Genomic DNA, 25359 nt, shown 5'->3' with positions numbered 1-25359 from the left:
AAATGGCCAAGGCAAAGTTTGAGCGCAACAAGCCTCACGTGAACATTGGTACGATTGGGCACGTGGACCACGGCAAGACGACGCTGACGGCGGCGATCACGATGACGCTGGCGGAAGTTTATGGTGGTGCGGCGAAGTCCTATGCGGACATCGACAACGCGCCTGAAGAGAAGGCCCGCGGGATCACGATCAACACCGCGCACGTGGAATACGAGACCGACAAGCGCCACTATGCGCACGTCGACTGCCCCGGCCACGCGGACTATGTGAAGAACATGATCACGGGTGCGGCGCAGATGGACGGCGCGATCCTGGTTGTGAACGCAGCTGACGGCCCGATGCCGCAGACGCGCGAGCACATCCTGCTGGCCCGCCAGGTTGGCGTTCCGGCGCTGGTCGTGTTCCTGAACAAGGTCGACCAGGTCGATGACGAGGAGCTGCTCGAGCTGGTCGAGATGGAAGTTCGCGAACTTCTGTCCTCGTATGACTTCCCGGGCGACGACATTCCGATCATTGCCGGTTCGGCGCTGGCGGCTGTCGAAGGCCGTGACGAAGAGATCGGCAAGAAGAAGATCCTCGAGCTGATGGAAGCGGTCGACGAGTACATCCCGACCCCTGAGCGTCCGCTGGACAAGCCGTTCCTGATGCCGGTCGAGGACGTGTTCTCGATCTCCGGTCGCGGTACGGTTGTGACCGGCCGTGTCGAGACGGGCGTCATCAAGGTTGGCGAGGAAGTCGAGATCGTCGGCATCCGCCCGACGCAGAAGACGACGGTGACCGGTGTGGAGATGTTCCGCAAGCTGCTCGACCAGGGCCAGGCTGGCGACAACATTGGCGCGCTGATCCGCGGTATCGACCGTGAGGGTGTTGAGCGCGGCCAGGTTCTCTGCAAGCCGGGCTCGATCACGCCGCACGCGAAGTTCGAGGCCGAGGCCTACATCCTGACGAAGGAAGAGGGTGGCCGTCACACGCCGTTCTTCACGAACTATCGTCCGCAATTCTACTTCCGGACCACGGACGTGACGGGTGTTGTCACGCTTCCGGCGGACAAGGAAATGGTCCTGCCGGGCGACAACGTCAAAATGGACGTCGAGCTGATCACGCCGATCGCGATGGACCAGGGCCTGCGCTTTGCTATCCGCGAAGGCGGCCGCACCGTCGGCGCCGGCGTCGTCTCGGCGGTCAAGGAATAAGCATCGGACAGGTGCTTGTCGCCCCGCAAGGGGCTGACACAAGACATCAAGGGCCGTTCCTCCGGGAGCGGCCCTTTTTTGTTGAAGGGACGCCGTGCTTCTGCTGAGTGACACACATGCCAAAGCGTATCGATTTCATGATTGCCGGGGTGCAGAAGGGTGGCACAACCTCGCTGGATGCGTATCTGCGCCAGCATCCGGAAATCTCCATGGCGAAGAAGAAGGAAGTGCACTTCTTCGACAAGCGCCCGCCCACCGGTCTCTCTGCGTTCGACTATTTCATCTACCACCGCCAGTTTCACTGGGACCGTCAGCGCGCCGGGGCGAAACTCGGCGAGGCGACGCCGATCCTGACCTGGTGGACCGGCGCGATGGAGCGGCTCTGGCAGTATAATCCTGACATCAAGGTCATCATGCTGCTGCGCGACCCGGTCGAGCGTGCCTGGTCGCATTTCCGGATGGACCGGCGTCTGCAGCGCGAAGGTGAGACCTTCTCCAGTGCCATCCGAACCGAACGTGAGCGCGCCCGCCGGTCGCTGCCCCGTCAGGACCGCGAACGATCGCAGGTCTCACGGGGCTTCTACGCTCATCAGGTGCGGAACCTGAAACGCCTGTTTCCGGATGAGCAGCTTCTCTTTCTACGCAGTGAGGATCTCTCGGCGCACGCGCAGCCTGAGCTCGACAAGGTCACGGATTTCATTGGCGTTGACCGCTTTGCCTTCGAGGCAGAGCCCCGCCACAACAGCGCGACGGATTCCGACAGGATGTCAGCCGAGGATCGGGCCTTTCTGGAGGAGATGTTCAGGCTCGACGCGCAGGAAACCCGCCGGCTGCTGGGATGGGACAAGGGCAGCTGGAGCCTCTGAGCGGTTGGGCCCTTTGATTTGCTGCAGCCCGCCGCGCGGTGCCTGTTGCGCTTTTGCCTGCAATCGGGCAGAACGGCGCTTCGCCGGACGGGTATAGCTCAGCTGGTAGAGCAGCGGTCTCCAAAACCGCAGGTCGTGGGTTCGAGTCCTACTGCCCGTGCCAGGCGAATTTCCCCAGAATGTGAACAGGTCTGCCGCGCGTGCCGTATTGCAACGAGCGGGTATTGGCCTAATTTCCCTGATAATGAACGCCGCATGTCGTCTTCTTCTAACCAGCCTTCTGGCGCTGCTGGTCAGCACCGGGCTGATCGGCTGTTCGGTTTTCTCCGCGACAGCCGCAGAAGCACAGACGATGCATGAGGTGGAAAGGCCAGCCGCGATGGCAGGCCATCACCATCATGCGTCGCATGACATGGCGGCCGCCCCAGATAGTGCGCCGGCGCATGACCATGATGACAGCAGCTGCGACGGTTGCACACAGAGCGTGCTCAACCGGATCTCGGTAACGCCGGACACCGTACCCGCCCCGTCTTTCGGCAACATGCCCGTCTTCGTCCTGCCAGTAGCGCTTGACCTGGAGAGGCTTGCGCAAGCTCCGGTCCGCGTTGCCTGGCCGCCGGGCAAGGGGCCGCCGCTGGAGCCAATTACGCTTACGCATCTGAAAATCAGCCTGCTCATCTGATCGGCCGGAAAGACTGTCGGGCGCCGCATTGCGCCCTGTTTTTTCGTTCAAGATCAAGATGAAAGCCTGAATTCAAGATGTTTAACAGACGATCTTTCCTCGGTACGGCCCTCGGAACTGGCGCCGCATTCGGTGCGGCCAGCTTGTTGCCGGCATGGGCGCGGTCTGCGTCCCACGGCAATACCGGGCTTACCGCACTGACCGGCAGCGAGTTCAATCTCGATGTCGGAGAGTTCCCCGTCAAAATCGGTGGGCGCCATGGCCATGCGGTTGGCGTAAACGGCACGCTGCCGGCCCCGCTCATCCGCTTCCGCGAAGGCCAGGAAGTCACGCTGAATGTGACAAACCGGCTGAAGGCCGACACCAGCATTCACTGGCACGGCCTGTTGGTGCCGTTCCACATGGATGGTGTTCCGGGCGTTTCTTTCCCCGGCATCAAGCCGGGCGAAACCTTCCAGTACAAGTTCGCCGTGCCGCAGTCTGGCACCTACTGGTACCATTCCCATTCCGGCCTGCAGGAGCAGCAGGGCCACTACGGGCCGCTGATCATAGACCCGGCCAGCGCCGACCCTGTTGCCTATGACCGGGAATATGTCCTCGTCCTCTCCGATTGGAGCTTCGAGCATCCGCATCGCATCTTTGCCAAGCTCAAGGCGTCCGCGGAGAGCTACAATTTCAACAAGCGCACCGTTGGCGATTTCCTTGAGGACGCCAGCGAAAGGGGCTTCGATGAAGCCCTCTCCGAGCGAGCGATGTGGGGCAGCATGCGGATGTCGCCACGCGACATCGCAGATGTTACCGGGGCGACTTACACCTATCTCATCAACGGCCATTCGACGCTCGACAACTGGAACGGCGTTTTCACGCCGGGCGAGCGGGTCCGGCTGCGCATCATCAATGCCTCGGCCATGTCGATCTTCAACGTTCGCATGCCCGGCCTTCCGATGACGGTGGTCGCTGCCGACGGCCTGAACGTTGAGCCGGTTGAGACCGACGAGTTCCAGATGGGCGTCGCGGAGACCTATGACGTCATCATCGAGCCGAAGGATGACCGCGCCTATGCCTTCGTGGCCGAGTCCATCGACCGGTCAGGCCAGGCGGTTGCGACCTTTGGGCCGCGGCCGGGCATGCGCGCCGAGGCGCCGACGCTGAGGCCTGTCCCGACGCTGACCATGAAGGACATGGCAATGGACCATGGCGCTCACGGTATGAACGGCATGAGCCATCGCAGCGGCGACATGAAGGATATGTCGCATGAAGGCCATGAAATGTCCGGCATGGATCATTCCGCTCACGGGATGGATGGCATGGATCATAGTGGCCATGACATGGGCGAGATGAAGCATGATATGTCGGCCATGTCTGGCGATGATGCCATGATGACCCATGACCACAAGACGGGGCCGGGCGTTGCGAATACGGCAATGATGCCGGTGAGCCGGCTCGATGAGCCTGGCATCGGTCTCGAGGACGTTGATCACAGGGTCCTGACCTATGCCGACCTGCGCGCGCTGGAACGCAATGCGGACACGCGCCCCCCGGAGCGTGAGCTGCAAATCCACCTCACCTCGAACATGCACCGCTACATGTGGTCCTTCGATGGGGTGAAGTTTTCGGAAGTTACCGAATCCATACGCCTGAACGAGGGCGAACGGGTGCGCTTCAACCTCGTCAACGACACCATGATGCCGCATCCGATTCACCTGCATGGCATGTTCTTCGAACTGGAGAATGGCGGCGGCGACCATCGCCCGCGAAAGCACACCGTCATTGTGAAGCCGGGCGAGAAACTGGCCTTCGACGTGTCATCGGAGCATATCGGCGACTGGGCGTTCCACTGTCACCTCCTCTACCACATGCATGCCGGCATGATGAATGTCGTCTCGGTGATCCCGAACGGCGCGCATGGGGGCATGGCGATGCCGGCCAGTGCGGACGACCCGCATGCGGGCCATCACGGCATGGATCATGACAGCCATAACGGGCACCAAGACATGCAGGATGAGCCCCACGACATGGACCACGGCGCCGATCATGGAGGTCACCATTGAGACAGCTCATGACATTCCGGGCGGCGATACTAAGCTGCAGCGCTTTGGCGCTGGTACCGTCGGCCATTGGTGAGGAAGGTGACAAGCCTTGGTCGCAGGCCGATGCCATCTGGGGCGAGGAAGCGATGGCCGAGGCACGAGCCCAGGTCCTCGAAAAGCATGGCGATATCCGCTCCACCTACATCCAGGCCGAACGGTTCGAGCTGCAATCGAGCGATGATGAAGACGTCATCCTGCTTGATGGCAACGCCTGGATCGGCGGCGATATCAACAAGCTCTGGATCAAGTCCGAACTCGAATACTTGCCGGATGAGGGCGAGTTCGAGGAGGCGGAGGTCCAGGCGCTCTGGTCGCGGGCGATCTCTCCCTATTTCGACCTGCAAACAGGCGTGCGTTACGATTTCGAGCCTGAGGGGCTGGCGCACCTGGTTATTGGCGCGCAGGGGCTCGCGCCTTACCTGTTCGAGCTCGATAGCGCAGCCTTTCTGTCGGAAGAGGGAGACCTGACCGCCAGGGTGGAAGCCGAATATGAACTGATCCTGTCGCAACGGCTTATCCTGCAGCCGCGTGCGGAAATTGCGCTGTCAGCGTCCGACATCCCCGAGCGGGAAATCGGCGCGGGCGTTTCCCAGATCGATGCAGGCCTACGCCTGCGATATGAGATCAAGCGGGAGTTCGCGCCGTATATCGGTATCGAGTGGCACCAGCGCTTCGGCCAGACGGCCGACTATATCGAGGCTGAAGGTGGAGAGTCCGGTGAAGCGGTCTTTCTCATTGGCCTGAGGGCCTGGTACTGAGCCGAACCAACAAGCCGGGGGCGGAAGGAACTCTCTGCCCCCGGTCCCGGGGCTGATTTGTCGCAGACCCCTTAGCCGACGATGGCGAAGAAATCCCGTTAGGCCCTTGATTGGTGTGAGCATCCCGCCTTTTTGCTTGGCGGGCATGGGTTCAGATTGCTAGGCAGGTGGCTCATGTTGCCGGTCTAGCAGCATGCCAGCGCTCGGTGAGCCGCCGGCAGGGCCGAACAAAGCGACCAGGGAGATCGACTGAAATGAGCCATGAAGTGACCAAGCATCCCGTACCCGAGGCGTTTGCTGCGCAGGCAAACCTGACCCCGGAGACGTACAAGGAGATGTATGCACGTTCGGTGAATGACCCTGAAGGTTTCTGGGCCGAGCATGGCAAGCGCATCCAGTGGATGAAGCCGTTCACACAGGTCAAGGACGTCTCATGGGACAAGGACAACCTGCACGTAAAATGGTTTGCCGATGGCACGCTGAACGTCACCGAAAGCTGCCTGGACCGGCAGCTGGAGACCCGTGGCGACAAGCCGGCAATCATCTGGGAGGGCGATGAGGCCGAAGATGCCCACACGCTGACCTATCGCCAGCTTTACAAGGCGGTCTGCCGCTTTTCCAATGTCCTCAAGGACCTTGGCGTCGGGAAGGGTGACCGGGTCACGATCTACCTGCCGATGATCCCGGAAGCAGCCATGGCGATGTTGGCCTGCGCGCGTATCGGCGCCATCCATTCAGTCGTGTTTGGCGGCTTTTCGCCTGAAGCGCTCGCAGGCCGGATCACCGATTGTGAATCCAAGTTCGTGATTACGGCTGACGAAGGCCTTCGCGGGGGGCGCAAGGTCCCGCTGAAGACAAACGCCGACAAGGCCTGTCAGCTGGCGAATGGCATGGTCGAGAAAATGCTGGTCGTGCAACGGACCGGCGGCGACGTCCACATGGAAGAGGGACGTGATTTCTGGCTGCATGAGGTCGGCGCCGAGGTCTCCGACGAATGCGCGCCAGAGCCGATGAATGCAGAGGACCCGCTCTTCATTCTTTACACATCCGGCTCGACCGGCAAACCGAAGGGCGTCCTGCACACCTGTGGCGGCTATCTTGTGTGGGCTTCGATGACGCATGAATACGTCTTCGACCTGAAGGAAAACGATGTCTTCTGGTGCTCTGCCGATGTCGGCTGGGTGACGGGGCACACCTACATCGTCTACGGACCGCTCGCGAATGGCGCGACGAGCGTGATGTTCGAGGGCGTGCCGACTTATCCGGACGCTTCCCGCTTCTGGGAAGTCTGCGACCGTCACCAGGTCACGATCTTCTACACCGCACCGACGGCCATTCGCGCGCTGATGCGAGAAGGCAGCGACCCTGTCGACAAGACGAGCCGCAAGTCGATCCGGTTGCTCGGGACAGTGGGCGAGCCGATCAACCCCGAGGCCTGGGAATGGTATTTCCACATCGTCGGCGAAGGACGCTGCCCCATCGTCGATACCTGGTGGCAGACGGAAACGGGCGGCACGATGATTGTGCCGCTTCCGGGCACCACGGACATGAAGCCGGGCGCGGGCTCGCACCCCTTCTTTGGTGTAAAGCCCGAACTGGTGGATGCAGAGGGCAATATCCTGCAGGGCGAGGCAGAGGGGAACCTGATCATTACCGATAGCTGGCCGGGCCAGATGCGGACCGTCTATGGCGATCATCAGCGCTTCGTGGACACCTATTTCTCAGCCTATCCGGGGAATTACTTCACGGGTGATGGCTGTCGGCGTGATGCTGATGGGTTCTACTGGATCACCGGCCGCGTCGATGACGTGATCAACGTATCGGGCCACCGTATGGGGACTGCGGAAGTCGAAAGTGCGTTGGTCTCGCACCATGCCGTCGCTGAAGCGGCTGTCGTTGGTTATCCGCACGACATCAAGGGGCAGGGCATCTACGCCTATGTCACCACGGTCGCAGGCGTCGAGATGGACGACGAACTGAAAAAGGACCTGATCAAGCATGTGCGTTACGAGATCGGGCCGATCGCAAGCCCGGACCTGATCCAGTTTGCACCGGGGCTGCCGAAGACGCGTTCAGGCAAGATCATGCGGCGCATTCTGCGGAAAATCGCCGAGGACAGTTTTGATGCTCTCGGCGATACGTCCACGCTCGCGGATCCGGAAGTGGTCGACCAGCTGATCGAGGGCCGGCAGAACCGGTCAGACTGATCGCCGGAAACAAAAAAGAGCGCAGACCGGAAAGTCTGCGCTCTTTTCTGATGTGCGATCCTTCGCTCTGGAAGGATAAAGCCAGTTTCTATCCAAGCAGGGACAATTGCGTATGCGCCGGCTGCGCGGAAGGCTCTGCCTTCTGCTGCTTGTCAGCAGGCTCAGCCGAAACACCTAGCCAACCGATAAGAACGGCAATGAAAAAGTCCCGCAGGGCTACGAGAAGGGCAATCATGGTCGGACCCCTATTGAAAATCGATAAGGTTTTATACGCCTGACCGGTTAAGAAAGCAATTGCGTTGAATGCGAAGAATTCCGCGTTCGCCGGTATTTTAACGGCGGAGCAATGAGTTTTCCGCAAAAACATGCCCTGACAGGGATAGGGACGGACAAGCAGCCATGAGCACGGCGAGCGAAATCGACATTGATCACCTTCTCTCCATGACGGGGGGAGATATCGATCTCGCTGAAGAGGTGATCGACATTTTCCGCCAACAGGTCGACATCTGGTCCCGCATGCTGAATCCGGCCGCGCCAGCCTCGCAATGGGCCGATGCCGCGCATACGCTCAAGGGTGCGGCATTGAGTATCGGGGCTCATGAACTTGCCGAGCGCTGCCAGGCCGCCGAGACCGCCGGGCGGGACTTGCCGCCAAGCGCGGCGGGCGCAGCCCTGCTGCTCAATGACATAAAGGATGAAATCGCGGCGACACTCGAAGCGTGCAGCCGCGCCGTTCACACGCTGTCGCGACCGGGCTTGAGGGCGTCGAAGGCTTCAAACTCGTAGGCGATGCAGCGATCGATCAGTTTGCGCCAAACGGGTTCGGCGATGGACGGGGAAAGGCCTTGGCGTGCGGCTTCCTCGACAACTTTGGCAATGACATCCTCGATCCGCTCACGATCGTGAATGCGTGAGCGATCGCCCTTGATGCGCGCAGCGGCGTCCATGAATGACTGCCGCTCGACAAGAAGAGCGACCAGCGCCCGGTCGAGGCGGTCAACCTCGTAGCGGACATCGTCCATCGTCTTTGCCGTCTCGGCCGAGTGGCGTCGGGTATCGGGCGCGACCGCGTCAGTCATGATTGGCTTTCCAGGGTTGCTGCAGGCCTGCCCTATATGGACCAGCCTGCGCCGGCAAGGCGTGTGGCGGCTCGTCGCGGAGAGCCGCCTTCTCGGCCTATTTCTCGATCAGCAGTGGGCCGCGCGCCTGAACGGGTGAGGATTGCAGCATGCTGCCGCGCTCGATCAGGGCCTGGATGCGGGAATCCTCAAGGATTTCGGCTGCCCGAGCCAGCGTGCCAAGGTCCTCGGCGGACGCTTCTGCCATCGGACCAAAGCCCGGAATGCCGCCCTGCGGGACAGGGTAGAACATGATGCGGGATTTCTCGTCAGCAGGGATGTCGGCGAGATCACGGGCTTTCGAGATCGCATCGACGAGGCCGCCGATCTGGTCGACCAGGCCGACTTCCAGGGCATCCTCACCTGTCCAGACCCGTCCGCGGGCAATCTTGTCGACGTTTTCGACGCTCATGCCGCGTCCTTCTGCGACAAGGCTGGTGAAGCGGTCATAGCCACGTTTCAGCCAGGCATGCAGCATTTCCCGTTCGGTATCGGAGAAGGTGTCGATCGTCGTCATCGCGCCGGCAAACGGACCGCCAACCGAGATTTCGGACGTGTTGATGCCGATCTGGCGAAGTCCGTCTGCGATGGCCAGCTTGCCGCCAAAGATGCCGATCGAACCGGTCAGGGTTCCCTTGTTTGCGATGATCCAGTCGGCGCCGGTCGAGACGTAGTAGCCACCGGAAGCGGCGTACGTGCCCATCGAAACGACGACAGGCTTGTCCATTTCCTGCACCATCTTCACGGCGTTCCAGATCTGGTCGGAAGCTGTCGGCGAACCGCCAGGGCTGTCGACACGAAAGACGATCGCCTTGACGCGCTCGTTGCGACCCGCCTCGAGCAGGGCAGCAGCGATCGTGTCTGATGCGAACTCGGCCGAACTTGAGAAAAAGTCGCCAGAGCCACCGCCGGTCACGATCGGGCCTTCACCGCCGACAATTGCAATGGCGGGCGCGCCGAGCGGCGCAGACGGGGGATGATAGGACAGGACGTCTACGAATTCAGCGTCTTCGCCAGCGCGTTCCTTCAGCGATTCCTTTACAGCTTCCGGCCAGTTGATCGAATCGGCAAGTCCGGCCTCGACGAGCGCCTCGGGGCTGAGCGGCCCAGAGGTGAGGGCGGCTTCAACATCGGAAACATCCATCTGCCGGTCCTGAGCGATGTCGGCCAGCGACGTCTGCCAGATCGATTCGGCCAGCGCAGTCATCGCTTCGCGGTGTGCGGCTGTGTAGTCGGTTTCCTTGTAGACATTCGGCGCGTTCTTGTACTCGTAGAACTGCTCGATCTCTGCCGACACGCTGAGGCGGTCCAGCAGGTCCTTGAAAAACATGGTCTCGAATGTCACGCCGCCGCCGAGATAGTCTCCGGCGGGCTGAATCACGATTTCATCTGCCGCGGCAATGGCTCGCAGGGAAGAGGGGCCGCCGCCATAGGTACCTTGCGAATGGACAACAACAAACTTCCCGGCGTCGCGCAGACCCCGAATGGCGTTGCGCAGCTCTTCGGCCCGCGACGACCCGACGGAGAATTCGCTGGCGCGAACGAAGACGCCTTTTACGCGCTCATCCGTCCGGGCCGCATCGAGGCGGGTGATGACGTTCACGAATCCCTTCTGGCCGAACAGGGCAGCGATGCCGCTGGTCGGCGGCTGATCGCTGAGATCCTGGCGCAGGTCGAGGGTCAACACCATGGTCTCGGGATTCTCGCCTCCCGATAGCTGGGACCCGGCAGACTGCATGAACCCGCTGATCGCCATTGACGCGATGAAGAAGAGCAGGACAGCGCCGAGTATGGTGCCGAGAATCGCGCCGCCAAGCGCAGTAAAGAACGTTTTCACGACCGTTTGGCCTCCGAACCGGAATTTTTATCAATAAACGATATGACCCTTATCGAATAAAAGTAAAGGGCTGATGTGAGCCGCACCGATGATTCTCAACAATGCCAACGCATCGGAGAAACATGGGAATCGCTGCGAGCCCAGGGGGAGGTGCCTGTAGCAATCCTGCAAAAATGGAAATGGTCGGAACAGGAGGATTCGAACCTCCGACCCCCGCCTCCCGAAGACGGTGCTCTACCAGGCTGAGCTATGTTCCGAGCCAGAGCGGGCGCCTATATCTCAGCGGCTCCAGCCTGACAAGCGTCAGCCACCGATCTTGTGCAGATGCACCGGCACTGTGATTGACGCAGAACAGGAGTTGCAAGCCGCAAGCGGATTGAGTATGTCCCGGCCTTCCTCGCAGTTGGGGTGTCGCCAAGTGGTAAGGCATCGGTTTTTGGTACCGACATTCCCAGGTTCGAATCCTGGCACCCCAGCCACCTTCCTGTTTCAGTTTATCTTGGGCCATTCGCCCCGGGGCCTGTTCCGCTCGTTGCGGTTGCAGACTGACCGCATTTTGGTCGCTCTGCGGCTTGATCGAACCGTTCGGGCCGCAAACTGTGATGCGTCATTGTGCTTGCACATCAAAACGGTAAGCTTTTTAAACTGTTACCGGTCGACCATTGATCAGCGAGGTTGCTACTGCTAGCGTCCCGCGCGATGGCTGCCTCGGCGGCCTTCAGGCTCTGCCGGGAAAAACAAGAGAGTGCCATAGAGCATTCCGTAAAATCAGGGAGGCGATGGGTGACAAACTCCGCCAGCCTCCATACTGACGCCCTGTGTGTGACGGGCATGACTGAGAGAGCAGCGGCTCGCCATTTCAGGGGGCATGGCCGCGTTGGAGTTTCACCGTGCTGTCCAAGGCACGACCATTCGGAGAGTAAGAGGCAAACCTCATGAAGAAAGTACTGACACCGGCGCGGGGTGCCATTGCGGCAGCGCTTGTTGCCGGCCTGGCCATGCCAGCTGTTGCACAAAGCCAGCTGCGCCAGGCACTCGATATCGGCGAAGACGCAACCCGCAAGGCTGAGCAGGTACAGGAGCGGATCAACCAGTTGGATGATCAACGCTCCGACATGGTCGCCGAATTCCGTACGCTTCTTCAGCGTACCCAGGCAGCGCAGCTTTACGCGCGCCAGCAGGAAAAAGTCGTCGAAAGCCAGCGCCGTGAGCTGGAATCGCTCCAGGGCCAGCTTGAGCGCGTCGATGAAATCACCGCACAGACCACGCCGATGCTGATCGACATGGTGTCCGATCTCGAAGCGTTCGTTTCGGCCGACCTGCCATTCAAGCTGGAAGACCGTCAGAACCGCATCGATACGCTGCGCGCGGCGATGGAAAACCCGCAGGTTCCGATCGTCGAGCAGTACCGCCTGATCATCGAGGCCTACAAGTCTGAGATGGAATATGGCCGGACGATCCAGACCTGGCCGGAAGTTATCGACATCGACGGCAGCCCCGTCATGGTCGATATGTTCCTCTACGGCCGCGTCGCGCTCGTCTATCTGTCGCCGGATCGCCGTTACGCCGCGCGTTACGATCGTGCCCAGGGTGCCTGGGTCCCGGTCGAGAACCGCTTCAAGGAAAACATCGCTAAGGCCATCAAGGTCGCCAAGGGCACGACGACGCCGAGCGTTCTCTACGCTCCGGCAACGCGTCTTTCCGTGACCGCACCCTAAGCGCCAAGTTCCAGAGGATTATCGAAATGAACCCGATCAAGAAATCTCTGCAGGCCTTCGGCGCAGCCGCGCTGGTCATGGGCTCTGCAATGGCTATTACCGCCCCCGCTGTGGCACAGGATGTGTCGCTGTCCGACATTCTCCGCCGCGTCCAGCAGGACTCCCAGCAAATGTCGGCTGAGGACCAGCGTCGTCTCCAGGAGTTCCGCTCCGACGCCGCCACTCAGCAGCAGAAAATGCAGCAGGCCCGTGCCGACCTGAATGCCGCTGAAGCTCGCGGCCGCCAGCTGTCTGCCGAATTCGACCAGAATGAGCGTCAGATCTCGCAGCTATCTGCTGAACTGGAAACCCAGGCTGGCGATTTCGGCGAACTGCTCGGTCAGTTCCGCAGCGCTGCGGGCGAGACCATGCCGATCATTCGCGAGTCGCTGTCGAACTACGAATACAGCGGCCGTGCCGAAAAGCTCGCCGAAGTGTCCGAAGCCCGTTCGCTTCCGACCCGTGAGGATCTCGACGCGCTGCCGAAGGCAATGCTTCGGGAAATGATTGCTCAGTCCGAAGTGAAGACCTTCACTGCAGATGTGGCTGGTGCAGGCCCGGAAGGCGAGGTGGTTAACACCGAGCTGATGCGCGTCGGTATCTTCACCGCTGCGACGACGGACGACGCCCGCTTCGTCGAAGTCATCACCGACAACACTGACGAACCGTATCTGCGCGTTCTCAAGGCGCAGCCGAGCGGTGACTTCCAGTCGGCCATGAAGAAGCTGATCAATGCTTCCGAAGGCGACGTCGTGATCACGCCGGTCGACCCGACCAAGGGCGACCTGTTCGCCGTTCAGGGTGAAATGCCCGGTATCGGCGAGCGTATCGGTCAGGGCGGTGTCGTTGGTGCCGTGATCCTTGTCCTGCTGGCGATCGGTGCTGCGTTCGCGATCTTCAAGATTGCCACGCTCTTCCTGATGGGCAGCGCGATGCGCAAGACCGCCAAGACCCGCCAGGCCGGTACGGGCAACCCGCTGGCCCGCGTGTTCGAGCAATACGAGAACAACAAGAACCAGGACCTGGAATCGCTTGAGCTGAAGCTCGACGAGCAGATTCTTCGTGAAACGCCGAAGATCGAGCGCTTCAACGATATCGTTAAGGTTCTTGCGGCTGTTGCGCCGCTGCTCGGCCTGCTCGGTACGGTTATCGGTATGATCATCACCTTTACCGCCATCACCAACTTCGGTGCAGGCGATCCGAAGCTGATGGCCGGCGGTATTTCGGTCGCGCTCATGACGACGGTGCTCGGTCTGGTGGCGGCAATCCCGCTGCTTCTCCTGCACGCCGTCGCTGCATCGCTCGCCCGCGGCAACCAGCAGATCCTCGATGAGCAGGCTGCCGGTCTCGTTGCCGAGCGTGCAGAGTCCAACACGGGAGCAGCCTAAGCGCTGCTCCCTCCTTCGGGAGGTGCTGCAATGGATCTAGGACTGAATGATCTTCAGGCCTTTCTTGAGCGCGGCGGACCCGTTCTCCTGGTCATCATGGTTGCCACATTCGTCATGTGGGCCCTGATTCTGGAGCGCCTGTTCTACTTCCGCTTCGCTCACCAATCGGTCGCCGATGAAGCGATTGCCGAATGGAATGCCCGGTCTGACCGCAAGTCGGTGCTGGCGCATTGGGTTCGCGACAAGCTTATATCGGAAGTCCGCGCCAAGGCTGAAGCCAATGTCAGCATGACCAAGGCGATGGTGGCGCTTGCGCCGCTACTTGGTCTGCTCGGCACGGTGACAGGCATGGTGACGGTGTTCGACGTCATGGCCATCACGGACGGTGCCGACGCCAAAGCCATGTCGGGCGGCGTGTCTCGCGCCACAATCCCGACCATGGCCGGCATGGTGGCGTCCATCTCGGGCATCATCTTCACGTCCGGCATGGACAGCAAGGTGAACCGGCTGGTCCAGAAAGTCGAAGACGAGATGGAGATTCGCTGATGCGAGGACGCCAACACAACGCGCCTGAAGAGGCGAGTGTCGACCTCACCCCGATGCTGGATGTGGTGTTCATTCTCCTCATCTTCTTCATCGTGACGTCGACCTTTATCCAGGAGAGGGCGCTTGGCCTCGAGCCACCGCCCCCGCCATCAAACGCGCCGACTGATCCGGACACCCAGGCGATCCTCGTCTATGTGGGTGCCGACAATCTGATCACGGTGAATGGCCGCTTCACCGACCTGAGTGGTGTGCGCGCCAACATGGAGCGGCTTCGGGCGGAAAACCCGGAGAGCTCGCTGATCATCCAGGCCCATCCGCGCGCCCGCACCGGCACGATCATCAAGATCCGTGACGAGGCGTACAATGCGAAGATGGAACGGGTGAACGTCGTCCAGAGTCAGGAATAGGAGGCAGTAATGGCACGAAAAAAACGCAAACTCGCCTCACAAAATTCTGCTGAGGATGATGTAAACCTCACACCGATGCTCGATGTTGTCTTTATCCTGCTGATCTTTTTCATCGTGACGGCCCAGTTCATCAAAGAGCCGGGCGTGGAAATCGAGCGGACTGAAGTTGATAATCTCGACAAGCAGAACCCGCTCGGCATCCTGATCGCGATTGATGAGAACAGCGATATCTACATCGACAAGCAGCAGGTGACGCTGCAGGAAATCGGTTTCCGCATCCGTGAGCTGCGCGAGGAAAACCCGAAGGGCAAACTCGTTCTGCAAGCGGACAAGGACTCGGAAGCGGGGGTGCTTATCTCCCTGCTTGAGACGATCAACAAGGAAGACGGTCTGACCGCTGTTCCTGTGTCGGTCGAGCAGGAATAGGAGGACTGATCCATGTTTAGCAATCCGATTATCCGGCTGGTTATCGGCGTCCCGCTTGCAGCGATCGTTGTCTATGCCCTCTTCACCTTCATGTACTCCATGATCAATCAGGACTATGAACAGCCTGAAGTTGAAGAGCAGCGTGTGCTGGAACGGATCACCCCGTCTGAAGAAGATACGGAAGTCCGGACCCGCAGCCGCAACAAGGCCCAGCGGATCGACTCGGCTGACAAGCCGCCGCCACCGCCAAAAATGTCGGCGTCGCGGTCGGATATTGATCTGCCCACGCCGAACATCCAGGGTGCGGCACCGACGGAACTCAACGTCGACCGTCTCGACTCGCTTGCGATCGATCCGGTCGCTATTTCCGACCGGGATGCGCAGCCGATCCGTCCGCCGGTTCCGACCTATCCGTCCCGCGCAGCCGAGCGCGGTATTGAAGGGTCATGCGACGTCCGCTTCGACGTGGACACGCGGGGCCGCCCTTACAATGTGCAAGCCGATTGCACCGACAGCATCTTCAAGCGTGAAGCCGAACGTGCCGTGAGCCGGGTGGAATTTGCGCCGAAGATTGTCCGGGGGCAGCCGGCCGAACGCCGCAACGTGGTGTATCCGCTGGAGTTCACTCTGCAGGATTGATCCTGAAACAGGCAATTGAAAATCAGAGATGGGCCCCCTTTCGGGGCCCATTTTTTTTGCCGGTAAGCGGGTATGGGGCAGGGGTGGAACCTATCTGCCCAGTCGCCAGGGCGGTCTTGAAGACGGGCCGCATGAGCTTCCGCTTTACAGTCGAAAATGCGCCAACAGAAAGCTTCAAGGGCTGCGGAGCCTTTCCTTTGCGCGAGCAACTCCGCCCCGCTTAAGCGACAAATTTCGCCCTTTGCTAGAAAACGATCTTGACGCCGCGGAAAGAAAAATGCAATGATATAACATAAATACATATGGGAGAGTGCTATGTTCCATCACCTATTCATGCGCTCCGGCGTCGGTTTGCCGCTTGCGGCCGGTATCGTCTGGGGCTTGTTCGCGTTCATGACCGCTATGATCCGGGACGATTTCGCACCACCTCCTGCGAGCCCGCAGCCCGAACTCAGTCCCTTCATCATGCCGCCAGTCGAGGCAGAGCCCCCGCGGCCTGAGCCTGACTTGCCTACGGAAACAAGGATTGTTCCTCCGCCTGCCATGCCGGCGATTGCGAGTGTCGCGGCCGATGTCGGCCTGCCGGATGTGAACTTCGGCGGGGCGGTGCCGATGACCATCTCAGGCAATCTGGGCGATATCCTGAATGTGACGCCAGTCGCCATTGGTGAGCGGGTGGCCGAGCCACTGGCGCCCCCAGTTGTGGTTTACCCCCAGAAGATGGCGCAGCGCGGCATAGAAGGGCGCTGCGATGTCCGCTTCAGCCTCGACACGATGGGCCGTCCCTTCGACGTCGAAGCCGAATGCACCCATGCCGGATTTTCGGGTGAGGCCGAACGCGCGATCCGCAAGGTCCAGTTCGTGCCAGAAATCGTCGATGGACGCCCGCAAATACGGCAGAATGTCGTGTATCCGCTGGAATTTGAATTGAACGAAGATTGATGCAGTCCGGGGCGAGCAAAGCGTTGACGCCACTCGCTCAACCGCTCATATCTTATTAGTGATTTTTCATGCGATGACGCGCCGTGAATAATAATAGCGACGACGCGGCGGATTCGTAGTTTAGTGTGGGGCAGGTCCGGTGCGATCTCCCCAAGCCAACAATCCGCCGTCACGGCGAAAGGAGTGAGACACCATGGGACTTAGGCCAATCCTGAAAGGCGCGATCTTTGCCGGCGCGATGACAGTTTTCGGCGCATCGGCTGCGATGGCCCAGAACGCGACCTGTGAAGAGACTCAGTTCAGCTCGAAGACGGGCGAAGTCTACCTCAAGGCTGAAACCGAGCTTCTCCAGAACGACAATCCGCAGGCAGCGCTGCAGCACATCAACAAGCTGCGCAGCATGGAACTGAACTGTTACGAGCAGGGCGCCGTCCTGAAGCTTGGCGCTGCTATCAAGATCCAGGCGAATGATTATGCCGGCGCCGCTCGCGACCTCCAGGCAGCCATCGACCAAGGCTATGTGCCGGAAGCCGAAAAGGCGAAAACCTATTACCAGATTTTCCAGATCTATCTCAGCCAGAACGATCTTCAGCGCGCGCTCGATTATTCCAAGCGCTGGATGAATGCAGGTGGCACGCCGGACCGTGATGACATGTGGCGCCTGGCTGTCATGAACCAGAAGCTGGACAATAATCAGGAGTCCCTGAAATGGGCTGAGCGCGTCTTCGAGATCGACGGGTCGAATGCGGAACGCGAAGTGTATGACTTCCTGATCTATCTCTATGATGCGACCGGTCAGCGCGCCAAGAAGGCCGCTCTGCTCGAACAGCTGCTCGCCAAGAATCCCAACGAGCGCCGTCTCTGGGATGCGATTGCAGGTGACTACTTCCAGGCCAATGAAGAGCGCAAGGCGTTCGAGGTCCAGAAGGCGATGTATCTTGGTGGTATCCTGCAGAAGGAAGACGAGCTGATGCGCGTCGTGAACTTCTATAACCGGTTCAACGTGCCATATCACGCCGCTCGCGTTCTCGAGAAAGAGATGAACGCCGGACGTATTTCCAAGACTTATGACCGGATGGAGCTACTGGCGAACCTCTATCAGGTGGCCCGCGAATTCGACAAGGCGATCCCGGTCATCGAGGAAGCGGCCCGCATGAACGACAGCGGCGCCATGTATGAGCGTCTTGGCCGCTCCTATGCCGAGCTCCAGAACTGGGAGAAGACCGAAGATGCCATGGTCAAGGCACTGAACGCTGGCGGTGTGAAGGATCGTGGCCTGGTCTGGGTCCTGATCGGCCAATCCCGCTATGAGCGCGGCGACCGTGATGGCGCCCGCGAGGCTTTCCGCAATGCCAATAATCGTGGCGGCCGCGGCTGGCTCCAGTTCATGGATTCCGAGGAGCGCACGGAAGCAGCGCTTGTGCGGTTCGAGGCCGAGAGCCTCGTACAGGATACCAAGAACGAGAAAGAGCGTTGTGATCGACTTTCGGTTCTTGGCGACGAAGGCCTGCCGGAAGCCTGCAACACGGTGGAGCAGCGCCTGAAAGACGCTCAGGAAGCCGTCAAGGCGCTTGGCAACAGCTAGGCAACCCTTCAAGAAGTATTCAATTCGAAGGAACCCCGGTCGCTTGGCCGGGGTTTTTTCATGCACGGCAAGCGGCACAAGGTTGCTTCGCTCGCGCAAATGGTTTCATTTGAAACCAATTAAAAGAAGGATCCTGACATGAGCAAGCCGAGCAAGCCCTATCGAAAGCGCAAGATTGGCGATCACGTCCTCAAGCCGGAATCCCTCGTCATGGGGTACGGGTTCGACCCGGCCATGTCGGAAGGGTCGATCAAGCCGCCAATCTTCATGACCTCGACCTTCGTCTTCAAATCCGCCCGCGATGGAGAGGCGCTCTTCAGGCGCCTTGCTGGCAAGCAGGAGGAGGGCGATCCTGAAGAGGCGGACCTGATCTACACCCGTTTCAACAACCCCAACATGGAGGTGCTTGAAGACCGGTTGACGCTCTATGATGCGGGCGACCACGCGCTTGTCTTCTCGTCCGGCATGGGCGCGATCACGACAGCACTGTTGGCCTGCGCCGGTGCAGGGACGAGCATCCTGCACTCCAGCCCGCTTTATGGCGGCACGGAAGTGTTCATGCGGACTTTCATGCCCGACTTCGGTGTTACCCCGTTCGAAATGGATGCCTGGGCGACCGAAGAGCAAATCCTGGCAAAGGCGCGCGAAGCCGCGAAGTCCGGCCCGCTCAGCGTCATCTTCACCGAGTCGCCGGCCAATCCCACCTGTGCCCTGGTCGACATCGAAGCCTGTGCGCGCGTTGCCGATACGATCGAGAAGGAGACCGGCCATCGCCCGATCATCATGTGCGACAATACGATGATGGGGCCGATCGGTCATGTGCCGCTCAAGCATGGGGCAGACCTCGCGCTGTATTCGCTCACAAAATACATCGGTGGTCATTCTGACCTCGTGGCAGGGGCGGCCATTGGCAATGAAGATGTCATCGCCAAGATCCGCCGTGTGCGTAACTATCTCGGTACAACGCTTGACGCCCATACCTGCTGGCTGGTGACGCGGTCGCTGGAAACGGTTCGTCTCCGGATGGAGAAGGCCTTCGACAATGCAAGGATCTGCGCGGAATTCCTGCGCGACCATCCGAAGATCGGAAAGGTCATGTATCCGGCCTTTCTCGAAGCGGACGACCCCCAGCGCAAGGTCTATGACGAGCAGTGTGAGGCTGCCGGCTCGACCTTCTCGTTCGATGTGAAGGGCGGAAAGGACGCCGCCTTCCGGATGCTCGACAACCTCCAGCTCATCAAGCTCGCGGTGTCTCTGGGCGGCACGGAAAGCCTGATGTGCCATCCCGGCTCGACAACCCATTCAGGTGTTGACGAGGAGATCCGCAAGCGGATCGGTTTCACCGATGGCCTTATCCGGTTCTCTGTCGGCATCGAGGCAGCTGAGGACCTGCTCGTCGATCTCGAACAGGCCCTTGAAAAGGTCTAGCCGTCTTTCTGCTTCCCGAAGGTGTAGACGACCGATGCACGCGTTACGGTGTCCGTCGCCTCGAAACCGGGCGGCGGGTTCGTGTCGTGGCGAACCTCAAAGGAAAAGCGGGCCGACAGCGTATTCGTCAGCGATGCGGTCAGCGCCGAGACGTTGCCGATCTGCGTTGACTCCTCAGCGTAGAGGATATCGGTATCGTTGGAAAAGCGCACTGAATCGTTGAACTGGTGCCTGAATTCCGAGCCGCCGACGAGCGAGAAGGATTCTTCGGTCGACGCCGGCGTCGTGACTGGCGTGCCCTTCACAGTGACGGTGGTTTCCTTCACTTCATCGATTTTCAGGCCCGGGCCGCCTTGGACAGACCAGGTCGTCTTCTCGCCGTCCAGGATCTCGTAGCCGAGACCGCCGCCGACGAACAGACGCGAATCGAAACCGGAAAACTCGTCGCTTTCATAGGAGGAGCGGACAAAGCCGAACAGACGGTCGCCCAGCTGGCGGTCGATCTCGCCGGCGAGAAACCAGCGATTCTTCGTTTCGACTTCGTCGGTCTCGCCATAATCGGCCGCCGCCTCCGCCGAATAGGTCCACAAGCCGGCTTCGCGGTCGAGCTTTACGGCGAGGCCAAGGTCGGTGGTTTCGGTGTTGCCTGTGGTATAACCGGCGCTGAAAGAGCCTTCACCGGACCAGCCATCCTGGGCCGACGCAACCAGGGCGCTACCCGAAAGGCACAGTGCGAGGGTCGCTGTGCTGCGAATCATCATTTCAAATCTCCTGAATGTCCCGGCCCTCATGGCAAAACGGAACGTTCGAGTCGATATGGTACATGGCTCTGAAAATAGGTGCGTCAAACTCGTGAGGCGGGCTTGCAGGAACACAATTCCCATGAAACCAAGAGACATGGCAGACCTGACACTCAAGACCTCTGAAGACGAGGCCATCTGCGAGCGGATCGCTGATGCCGAAGAACGCATGCAGTCGCGAACACTGGACTGGGCGCGGATTAACACAGGAAGCTGGAATCGCGCCGGGCTCGATGCGCTAGCGCCGAAGCTTGCCGATGCCTTTTCCGCGCTCGATGCCGAAATCAAGCTGGATGCCTCGCAGCCTTTTGAGAAAGTGAACGCCAAGGGCGAGGCCGAGGATTTCGAGACCGGGCCGATCATCCGCGTTTCATCGCGTCCGGATGCGCCGGTCCAGGTTATCATGAGCGGGCATTATGATACGGTCTTTCCCGAGGGGACTTTCACCGACATCAAGGATCTCGGTGACGGTCGGCTGAACGGGCCGGGCCTCGCTGACATGAAAGGTGGTCTCTCGATCATGCTCGGCGCGCTGGAAGCGTTCGAGGCAGGGCCGCTCAAGGACAAGCTGGGCTATCAGATCGTTATCTCCCCTGACGAGGAGATCGGCAATTTCGCCAGCGCGCCTGTCCTGAAACAGGCCGCCCAGTCCGGTGCGATGATCGGGATGACCTATGAGCCGTGCATGGAAACGGGCGCCATGTCTGGTGGGCGCAAAGGCTCGGCCGTGTTTGATGTGGTTCTGCATGGCCGCTCCTCACATGCGGGCCGGGCGAAAGAGGAAGGGCGCAGCGCCATCGAGGCGGCCGCGCACATGGTCGTCGATCTCGAAGCGCTGAACAATCGCCGCGAAGGCGTGTCGTTCAATGTGGGGGCGATCGAGGGTGGCGGGCCGGTCAACATCGTGCCCGATCTCGCCATCGTCCGGTTCGGGGCCCGCGCACCGGACGCCGACGCAGCGCAGTGGGCGACCTGGGAAGTCGAGCGCATCTTCCGCGAGGCCAAGGCGCGCGACGGGATTTCAGGTCACCTGCATGGCGGTTTCTACCGCCCGCCAAAGCCGCGCAACGAGGCACAGCAGGCGCTCTTCACGGCCGTTGCCGAAACCGGTCGCGCGATTGACCTTGCGCTGGAATTCGTCGACACGGGCGGCGTCTGTGAGGGAAACAACATCTTCGCAGCAGGTGTTCCCAATGTGGATACGCTGGGCGTCATGGGCGGGCGCATCCATTCAAATGAGGAATATGTCGTCATGTCGAGCTTCGTCCAGCGTGCAAGCCTTTCAGGGCTGTTGCTGAACCGCCTGGCGGATGGGCGTATTGACGCCAGAAAAATCAAGGCTCTGATGGAATGAGTTCGTCCTATGTCATGCGTCCGGCGCGGCTGGACGATTTCGACATTCTGATGCAATTGGCCGAGGAGTCAGGCCCCGGTTTTACCAGCTTGCCCGTGCACGAGCCGATCATCCGCGAACGGCTTGAAAAGTCAGAGAAGGCTTTTGCCGGCAAGCTTCCGCAGCCACAATACGGCAAGTACCTCATGATGATGGTCGATCACGAGACCGGCGAGGTTGGCGGCTGCAGTGCCGTCAAGGCAGGCGTCGGCATCGACCAGCCTTTCTTCAATTATCGCGTGATCACAATAGCCCAGGCGAGTCAGGCCGCTGACCGGCGCTTTGACATGGACGCGCTGGTGTTGACGAACGAGTTCGTCGGCTACACCGAAGTCGGTACGCTTTTCCTGCGCAAGGCCCATCGGGGCGGTGGGGCAGGGCGGCTGCTGGCGCAGTCCCGCTACCTGCTCATGGCTGCTGGGCCAGAGCGCTTTGGCGATATGGTTCTGGCCGAGCTTCGCGGCGTCGTCGATCCAGAGGGACGGACCCCGTTCTGGGACGCGATGGGCGCGCACTTCTTCCGCATGGAATTCACCGAAGCAGACATCCTGTCGGCGACCACGGACAACCAGTTCATCCTCGACCTGATGCCGAAATACCCGATTTATGTGGATCTCCTGCCGCCAGAAGCGCGTGAGGTGATCGGCCGGGTCCATGCAGATGGCGTGGGTGCGCTTAAACTGCTTGAATGGGAAGGCTTCCGGTTCGAGCGCACGGTCGATATTTTCGATGGCGGTCCGCTGGTAGCGGCACCGCGCAGCCTTATTCGGACGATCCGGGAAAGCCGCCTTGTGACCCTGCAGGTCGGTGAGGCCAATACTGCAAGCGGGCTTGTATCGAACGACAAGGCCTCCGACATCCGCGTCACCATGGCGGATGGCGAGCTACGCGATGGCGCCGTCTTCGTGACGTCGCCGGATGTGCTCGACCGCCTGAAACTGTCACCGGGTGACACGGCAAGAATCTGGTTGAGGAGCTGATCGATGGCGAAGGGCGCCTACATCGCAGGAAAATGGGCCGCAGGCGACGGGGACTGGTTCGAGAAGACCTGCCCGGCCACGGGAGACACAAGCTGGGAAGGCCAGGCGGCGAGCGCGGCGCAGGTCAATCAGGCCGTCGAGAATGCCCGTGAGGCCGGCAAGTCCTGGCGCCACATGCCACAGCATGACCGGACCCGGATCCTCGAAGCGTATGCTGAGGAGATCGGCGCGCGGGCGGAACGAATATCCGAAGCGATCAGCCGCGATATGGGGAAGGTGAAATGGGATTCGCTCGGCGAGGCGGCAGCGATGAAAGGCAAGATCGCGGTGTCCATCCAGGCGCAGGTTGAGCGCGCTGGCGGCAAATCCGGCGACACGGCGTTCGGCTCAGCGCACCTGACCCATCGTCCGCATGGCGTGATGGCTGTCTTCGGCCCGTTCAACTTTCCGGGCCACCTTCCCAATGGGCACATCGTCCCGGCGCTTCTGGCGGGCAATACCTGCGTATTCAAACCCTCTGAGTTGGCGCCGGCCGTTGCCGAGATCATGGTCGAATGTTTCGAGGCTGCTGGTCTGCCGCCCGGCGTCGTGAACGTTGTCCATGGTGGGCGCCATACCGGGGCAGCGCTGCTCGAAGCGGATATCAACGGGCTGCTCTTTACCGGCTCCGCCGGAACCGGAACAGCCTTTCACCGTCACTTTGCGGGCCGGCCAGATGTCATCCTCGCGCTCGAAATGGGCGGGAACAATCCGCTGATTGTCTGGGATCCGGCAGATGTCGATGCCGCTGCCGACATTGCCGCCCAGTCTGCCTATCTGACGACAGGCCAGCGCTGCACCTGCGCGCGCCGCATCTTCGTGCCGGACAATGGTTTCGGTGGAAAAGTGATCGATGCGCTGGTCGAGCGGGCCCGCGGTCTCAAGATCGGGGCATGGAATGAAGACGATGTCTTCATGGGGCCGCTCGTCTCCGAAAAGGCGGCTGAGGCGGCTGTCGATTTCCAGACCATGCTGTCCAAGGCTGGCGGCAAGCCGTTGCGCCGGCTCAAGCGGATGGACCGCGGCGGGGGCTTCGTTACCGCTGGTGTCATTGATGTCACTGATGCCTCAAGCATTCCGGATGAAGAGCTGTTCGGACCGCTGGTCCAGGTCACCCGCGTGAAGGATTTCGACACCGCGCTGGCCATGGCCAATGACACCCGGTTCGGCCTCTCGGGCGGCCTTGTGAGTGATGATGATGCGCTCTGGTTGAAGGTGCACAACGAAATGCGTGCGGGCATCCTGAACCGGAACCGGCCGACCGTGGGCGCGGCGGGCAATATGCCATTTGGCGGTCCGGGCCTGTCGGGCAACTCAAGGCCCGGCGCCTACTATGCCGCCGATTATTGTGCCTGGCCGCAGGCAAGCCAGGTCTCCGACAAGGCCGAGCGGCTGGAAGCAAAAGGATTTCCGAAATGACGCGACAGAACGCCAGCAATGCCGACCAGATCGAATACTGGAATGGCAAAGCCGGTGAGAACTGGGCCGCTCAGGCTGACCGTCTCGATGCGATGCTGTCGCCTTACATCGACATCGTCCTCAGTGCGGCGCAGATTGCCTCGGGGCAGCGTGTCCTCGATGTTGGATGCGGCTCCGGGGCACTCAGCCGGGCCGCGCTCGCAGCTGGCGCCGGGCATGTAACGGGTGTCGACGTATCAGGGCCGATGCTCGCGCTCGCCCGCAAACGCGCCGAAGGCCGCAGCGATGCCGAATTCATCCAGGCCGACGCTTCGGTCTGGCAGGCGGACGGCAAGTTCGACCGGCTCATCTCCCGCTTCGGCGTGATGTTCTTTGCTGACCCTCAGGCCGCCTTTGCCAATTTGCGGGCACAGATAGCTCCAGATGGGCGGCTGGCCTTCGTCTGCTGGCAGCCCCTTTCCAGGAATGACTGGGCAGTCGAGCCGCTCAAGGCTGCGCTGTCGCTGACCGATGAAGCGCCAACCCGGCCTGAGCCGGGTGCGCCCGGGCCATTCGCATTCGAGGATGCTGATCGCACAGTGGGCCTGCTGAGTGGTGCTGGGTGGAAAGATGCCACGGCCGCATCCTGGACCGGGAAGATGCGGCTGCCGGGCGATACGGTGGACGAGGCCGCTGCCTTTGCGGTCCGGATGGGACCGGCCGCCAGACTGATCGCCGAGAAGGAGCTCGATTCCGACAAGGTGTTCCAAGTCGTGCGCTCGGCACTGGCGGCGAAAGCGGATACTGACGGCCATGTCAGACTGGATGCCGCCGTCTGGATTGTCACCGCACAAGCCTAGAACGGATTGAGAAAGCGATC

At 60.7% G+C, this 25359-nt stretch carries 23 protein-coding genes and 3 tRNA genes; 22 read left to right on the top strand and 4 right to left on the bottom strand.

Annotated elements, in window-relative coordinates:
• Positions 1 to 2 precede the first annotated feature (2 nt).
• From tuf to D1223_RS10415, 8 genes are all read left to right on the top strand, one after another.
• Positions 3 to 1193 (top strand): elongation factor Tu, encoded by a 1191-nt coding sequence (tuf, locus tag D1223_RS10455; RefSeq protein ID WP_119376170.1) that lies wholly within the window; start codon positions 3 to 5, stop codon positions 1191 to 1193.
• Between the two features lie 116 nt (positions 1194 to 1309).
• Complete coding sequence (locus D1223_RS10450) at positions 1310 to 2059, top strand: sulfotransferase family protein (RefSeq protein ID WP_119376374.1); 750 nt, start codon at positions 1310 to 1312, stop codon at positions 2057 to 2059.
• 87 nt (positions 2060 to 2146) lie between these two features.
• Positions 2147 to 2222: transfer RNA gene (locus D1223_RS10445), tRNA-Trp, on the top strand.
• Between the two features lie 189 nt (positions 2223 to 2411).
• On the top strand, positions 2412 to 2741 hold the full coding sequence (locus D1223_RS10440; RefSeq protein WP_147372785.1) for a hypothetical protein: 330 nt from the start codon (positions 2412 to 2414) through the stop codon (positions 2739 to 2741).
• 77 nt (positions 2742 to 2818) lie between these two features.
• Positions 2819 to 4792, top strand: a complete 1974-nt coding sequence (locus D1223_RS10435) for a copper resistance system multicopper oxidase (protein ID WP_119376372.1) — start codon at positions 2819 to 2821, stop codon at positions 4790 to 4792.
• Between the two features lie 8 nt (positions 4793 to 4800).
• A complete protein-coding gene (locus D1223_RS10430) occupies positions 4801 to 5589 on the top strand; it encodes a copper resistance protein B (RefSeq protein WP_119376371.1) in 789 nt (262 codons plus the stop codon).
• 254 nt (positions 5590 to 5843) lie between these two features.
• On the top strand, positions 5844 to 7796 hold the full coding sequence (gene acs, locus D1223_RS10425) for an acetate--CoA ligase (protein ID WP_119376370.1): 1953 nt from the start codon (positions 5844 to 5846) through the stop codon (positions 7794 to 7796).
• A 399-nt stretch (positions 7797 to 8195) separates the two neighbouring features.
• Complete coding sequence (locus D1223_RS10415) at positions 8196 to 8582, top strand: Hpt domain-containing protein (protein ID WP_119376368.1); 387 nt, start codon at positions 8196 to 8198, stop codon at positions 8580 to 8582.
• Here the strand turns inward: D1223_RS10415 and D1223_RS10410 are convergent.
• From D1223_RS10410 to D1223_RS10400, 3 genes are all read right to left on the bottom strand, one after another.
• Positions 8531 to 8875 carry a chorismate mutase gene (locus D1223_RS10410; RefSeq protein ID WP_119376367.1) on the bottom strand — a complete coding sequence of 115 codons (345 nt, stop codon included), beginning with the start codon at positions 8873 to 8875 and terminating at the stop codon, positions 8531 to 8533. The genes D1223_RS10415 and D1223_RS10410 overlap by 52 nt on opposite strands.
• 97 nt (positions 8876 to 8972) lie before the next feature.
• Positions 8973 to 10751 carry a signal peptide peptidase SppA gene (gene sppA / locus D1223_RS10405; protein ID WP_119376366.1) on the bottom strand — a complete coding sequence of 593 codons (1779 nt, stop codon included), beginning with the start codon at positions 10749 to 10751 and terminating at the stop codon, positions 8973 to 8975.
• A 180-nt stretch (positions 10752 to 10931) separates the two neighbouring features.
• Positions 10932 to 11008 (bottom strand) — tRNA-Pro (locus D1223_RS10400).
• A gap of 147 nt (positions 11009 to 11155) precedes the next feature.
• Here D1223_RS10400 and D1223_RS10395 point away from each other — a divergent pair.
• From D1223_RS10395 to D1223_RS10350, 10 genes are all read left to right on the top strand, one after another.
• A tRNA-Gln gene (locus D1223_RS10395) sits at positions 11156 to 11230 on the top strand.
• A gap of 456 nt (positions 11231 to 11686) precedes the next feature.
• Entirely contained in the window at positions 11687 to 12469 is a 783-nt protein-coding gene (locus D1223_RS10390; protein ID WP_119376365.1) for a DUF3450 domain-containing protein, read from the top strand.
• A gap of 26 nt (positions 12470 to 12495) precedes the next feature.
• Positions 12496 to 13896, top strand: a complete 1401-nt coding sequence (locus D1223_RS10385; protein WP_119376364.1) for a MotA/TolQ/ExbB proton channel family protein — start codon at positions 12496 to 12498, stop codon at positions 13894 to 13896.
• 30 nt (positions 13897 to 13926) lie between these two features.
• On the top strand, positions 13927 to 14442 hold the full coding sequence (locus tag D1223_RS10380) for a MotA/TolQ/ExbB proton channel family protein (protein WP_119376363.1): 516 nt from the start codon (positions 13927 to 13929) through the stop codon (positions 14440 to 14442).
• Positions 14442 to 14849: an ExbD/TolR family protein gene (locus D1223_RS10375; RefSeq protein WP_119376362.1), complete on the top strand. Its 408-nt coding sequence runs from the start codon at positions 14442 to 14444 to the stop codon at positions 14847 to 14849. Before D1223_RS10380 ends, D1223_RS10375 begins: the two co-directional genes overlap by 1 nt.
• Positions 14850 to 14858: 9 nt before the next feature.
• Positions 14859 to 15275 carry an ExbD/TolR family protein gene (locus tag D1223_RS10370; protein WP_119376361.1) on the top strand — a complete coding sequence of 139 codons (417 nt, stop codon included), beginning with the start codon at positions 14859 to 14861 and terminating at the stop codon, positions 15273 to 15275.
• Positions 15276 to 15287: 12 nt separating this feature from the next.
• The gene (locus tag D1223_RS10365) at positions 15288 to 15914 is read left to right on the top strand and encodes an energy transducer TonB (protein WP_119376360.1); all 627 of its coding nucleotides are present in this window, start codon (positions 15288 to 15290) and stop codon (positions 15912 to 15914) included.
• Between the two features lie 315 nt (positions 15915 to 16229).
• Positions 16230 to 16856 carry a TonB family protein gene (locus tag D1223_RS10360; protein WP_119376359.1) on the top strand — a complete coding sequence of 209 codons (627 nt, stop codon included), beginning with the start codon at positions 16230 to 16232 and terminating at the stop codon, positions 16854 to 16856.
• Positions 16857 to 17049: 193 nt separating this feature from the next.
• Positions 17050 to 18441, top strand: coding sequence for a tetratricopeptide repeat protein (locus D1223_RS10355; RefSeq protein WP_119376358.1), 1392 nt, complete (start codon positions 17050 to 17052; stop codon positions 18439 to 18441).
• Positions 18442 to 18579: 138 nt separating this feature from the next.
• Entirely contained in the window at positions 18580 to 19869 is a 1290-nt protein-coding gene (locus D1223_RS10350) for a cystathionine gamma-synthase family protein (RefSeq protein ID WP_119376357.1), read from the top strand.
• Here the strand turns inward: D1223_RS10350 and D1223_RS10345 are convergent.
• Positions 19866 to 20630 carry a DUF481 domain-containing protein gene (locus tag D1223_RS10345; protein ID WP_119376356.1) on the bottom strand — a complete coding sequence of 255 codons (765 nt, stop codon included), beginning with the start codon at positions 20628 to 20630 and terminating at the stop codon, positions 19866 to 19868. The genes D1223_RS10350 and D1223_RS10345 overlap by 4 nt on opposite strands.
• Positions 20631 to 20751: 121 nt before the next feature.
• On the opposite strand from D1223_RS10345, the gene D1223_RS10340 reads away from it, so the two are divergent.
• Genes D1223_RS10340 through D1223_RS10325 form a run of 4 tightly spaced genes read left to right on the top strand, consistent with a single transcriptional unit; the run spans position 20752 to position 25339 of the window.
• Positions 20752 to 22023: a hydrolase gene (locus tag D1223_RS10340; RefSeq protein ID WP_233353122.1), complete on the top strand. Its 1272-nt coding sequence runs from the start codon at positions 20752 to 20754 to the stop codon at positions 22021 to 22023.
• A complete protein-coding gene (locus D1223_RS10335; protein WP_119376354.1) occupies positions 22020 to 23042 on the top strand; it encodes an arginine N-succinyltransferase in 1023 nt (340 codons plus the stop codon). The genes D1223_RS10340 and D1223_RS10335 overlap by 4 nt, the downstream gene beginning before the upstream one ends.
• Before the next feature lie 3 nt (positions 23043 to 23045).
• Entirely contained in the window at positions 23046 to 24500 is a 1455-nt protein-coding gene (astD, locus tag D1223_RS10330; RefSeq protein ID WP_119376353.1) for a succinylglutamate-semialdehyde dehydrogenase, read from the top strand.
• Positions 24497 to 25339: a class I SAM-dependent methyltransferase gene (locus D1223_RS10325; RefSeq protein ID WP_119376352.1), complete on the top strand. Its 843-nt coding sequence runs from the start codon at positions 24497 to 24499 to the stop codon at positions 25337 to 25339. Before astD ends, D1223_RS10325 begins: the two co-directional genes overlap by 4 nt.
• The last annotated feature ends 20 nt before the right edge of the window (positions 25340 to 25359 follow it).

The sequence above is a fragment of the Henriciella mobilis genome (assembly GCF_003576285.1).
GTDB lineage: Bacteria > Pseudomonadota > Alphaproteobacteria > Caulobacterales > Hyphomonadaceae > Henriciella > Henriciella mobilis.
The sequence above is the reverse complement of the archived record's forward strand: the minus strand, read 5'-3'. Positions and strand labels throughout refer to the sequence as shown.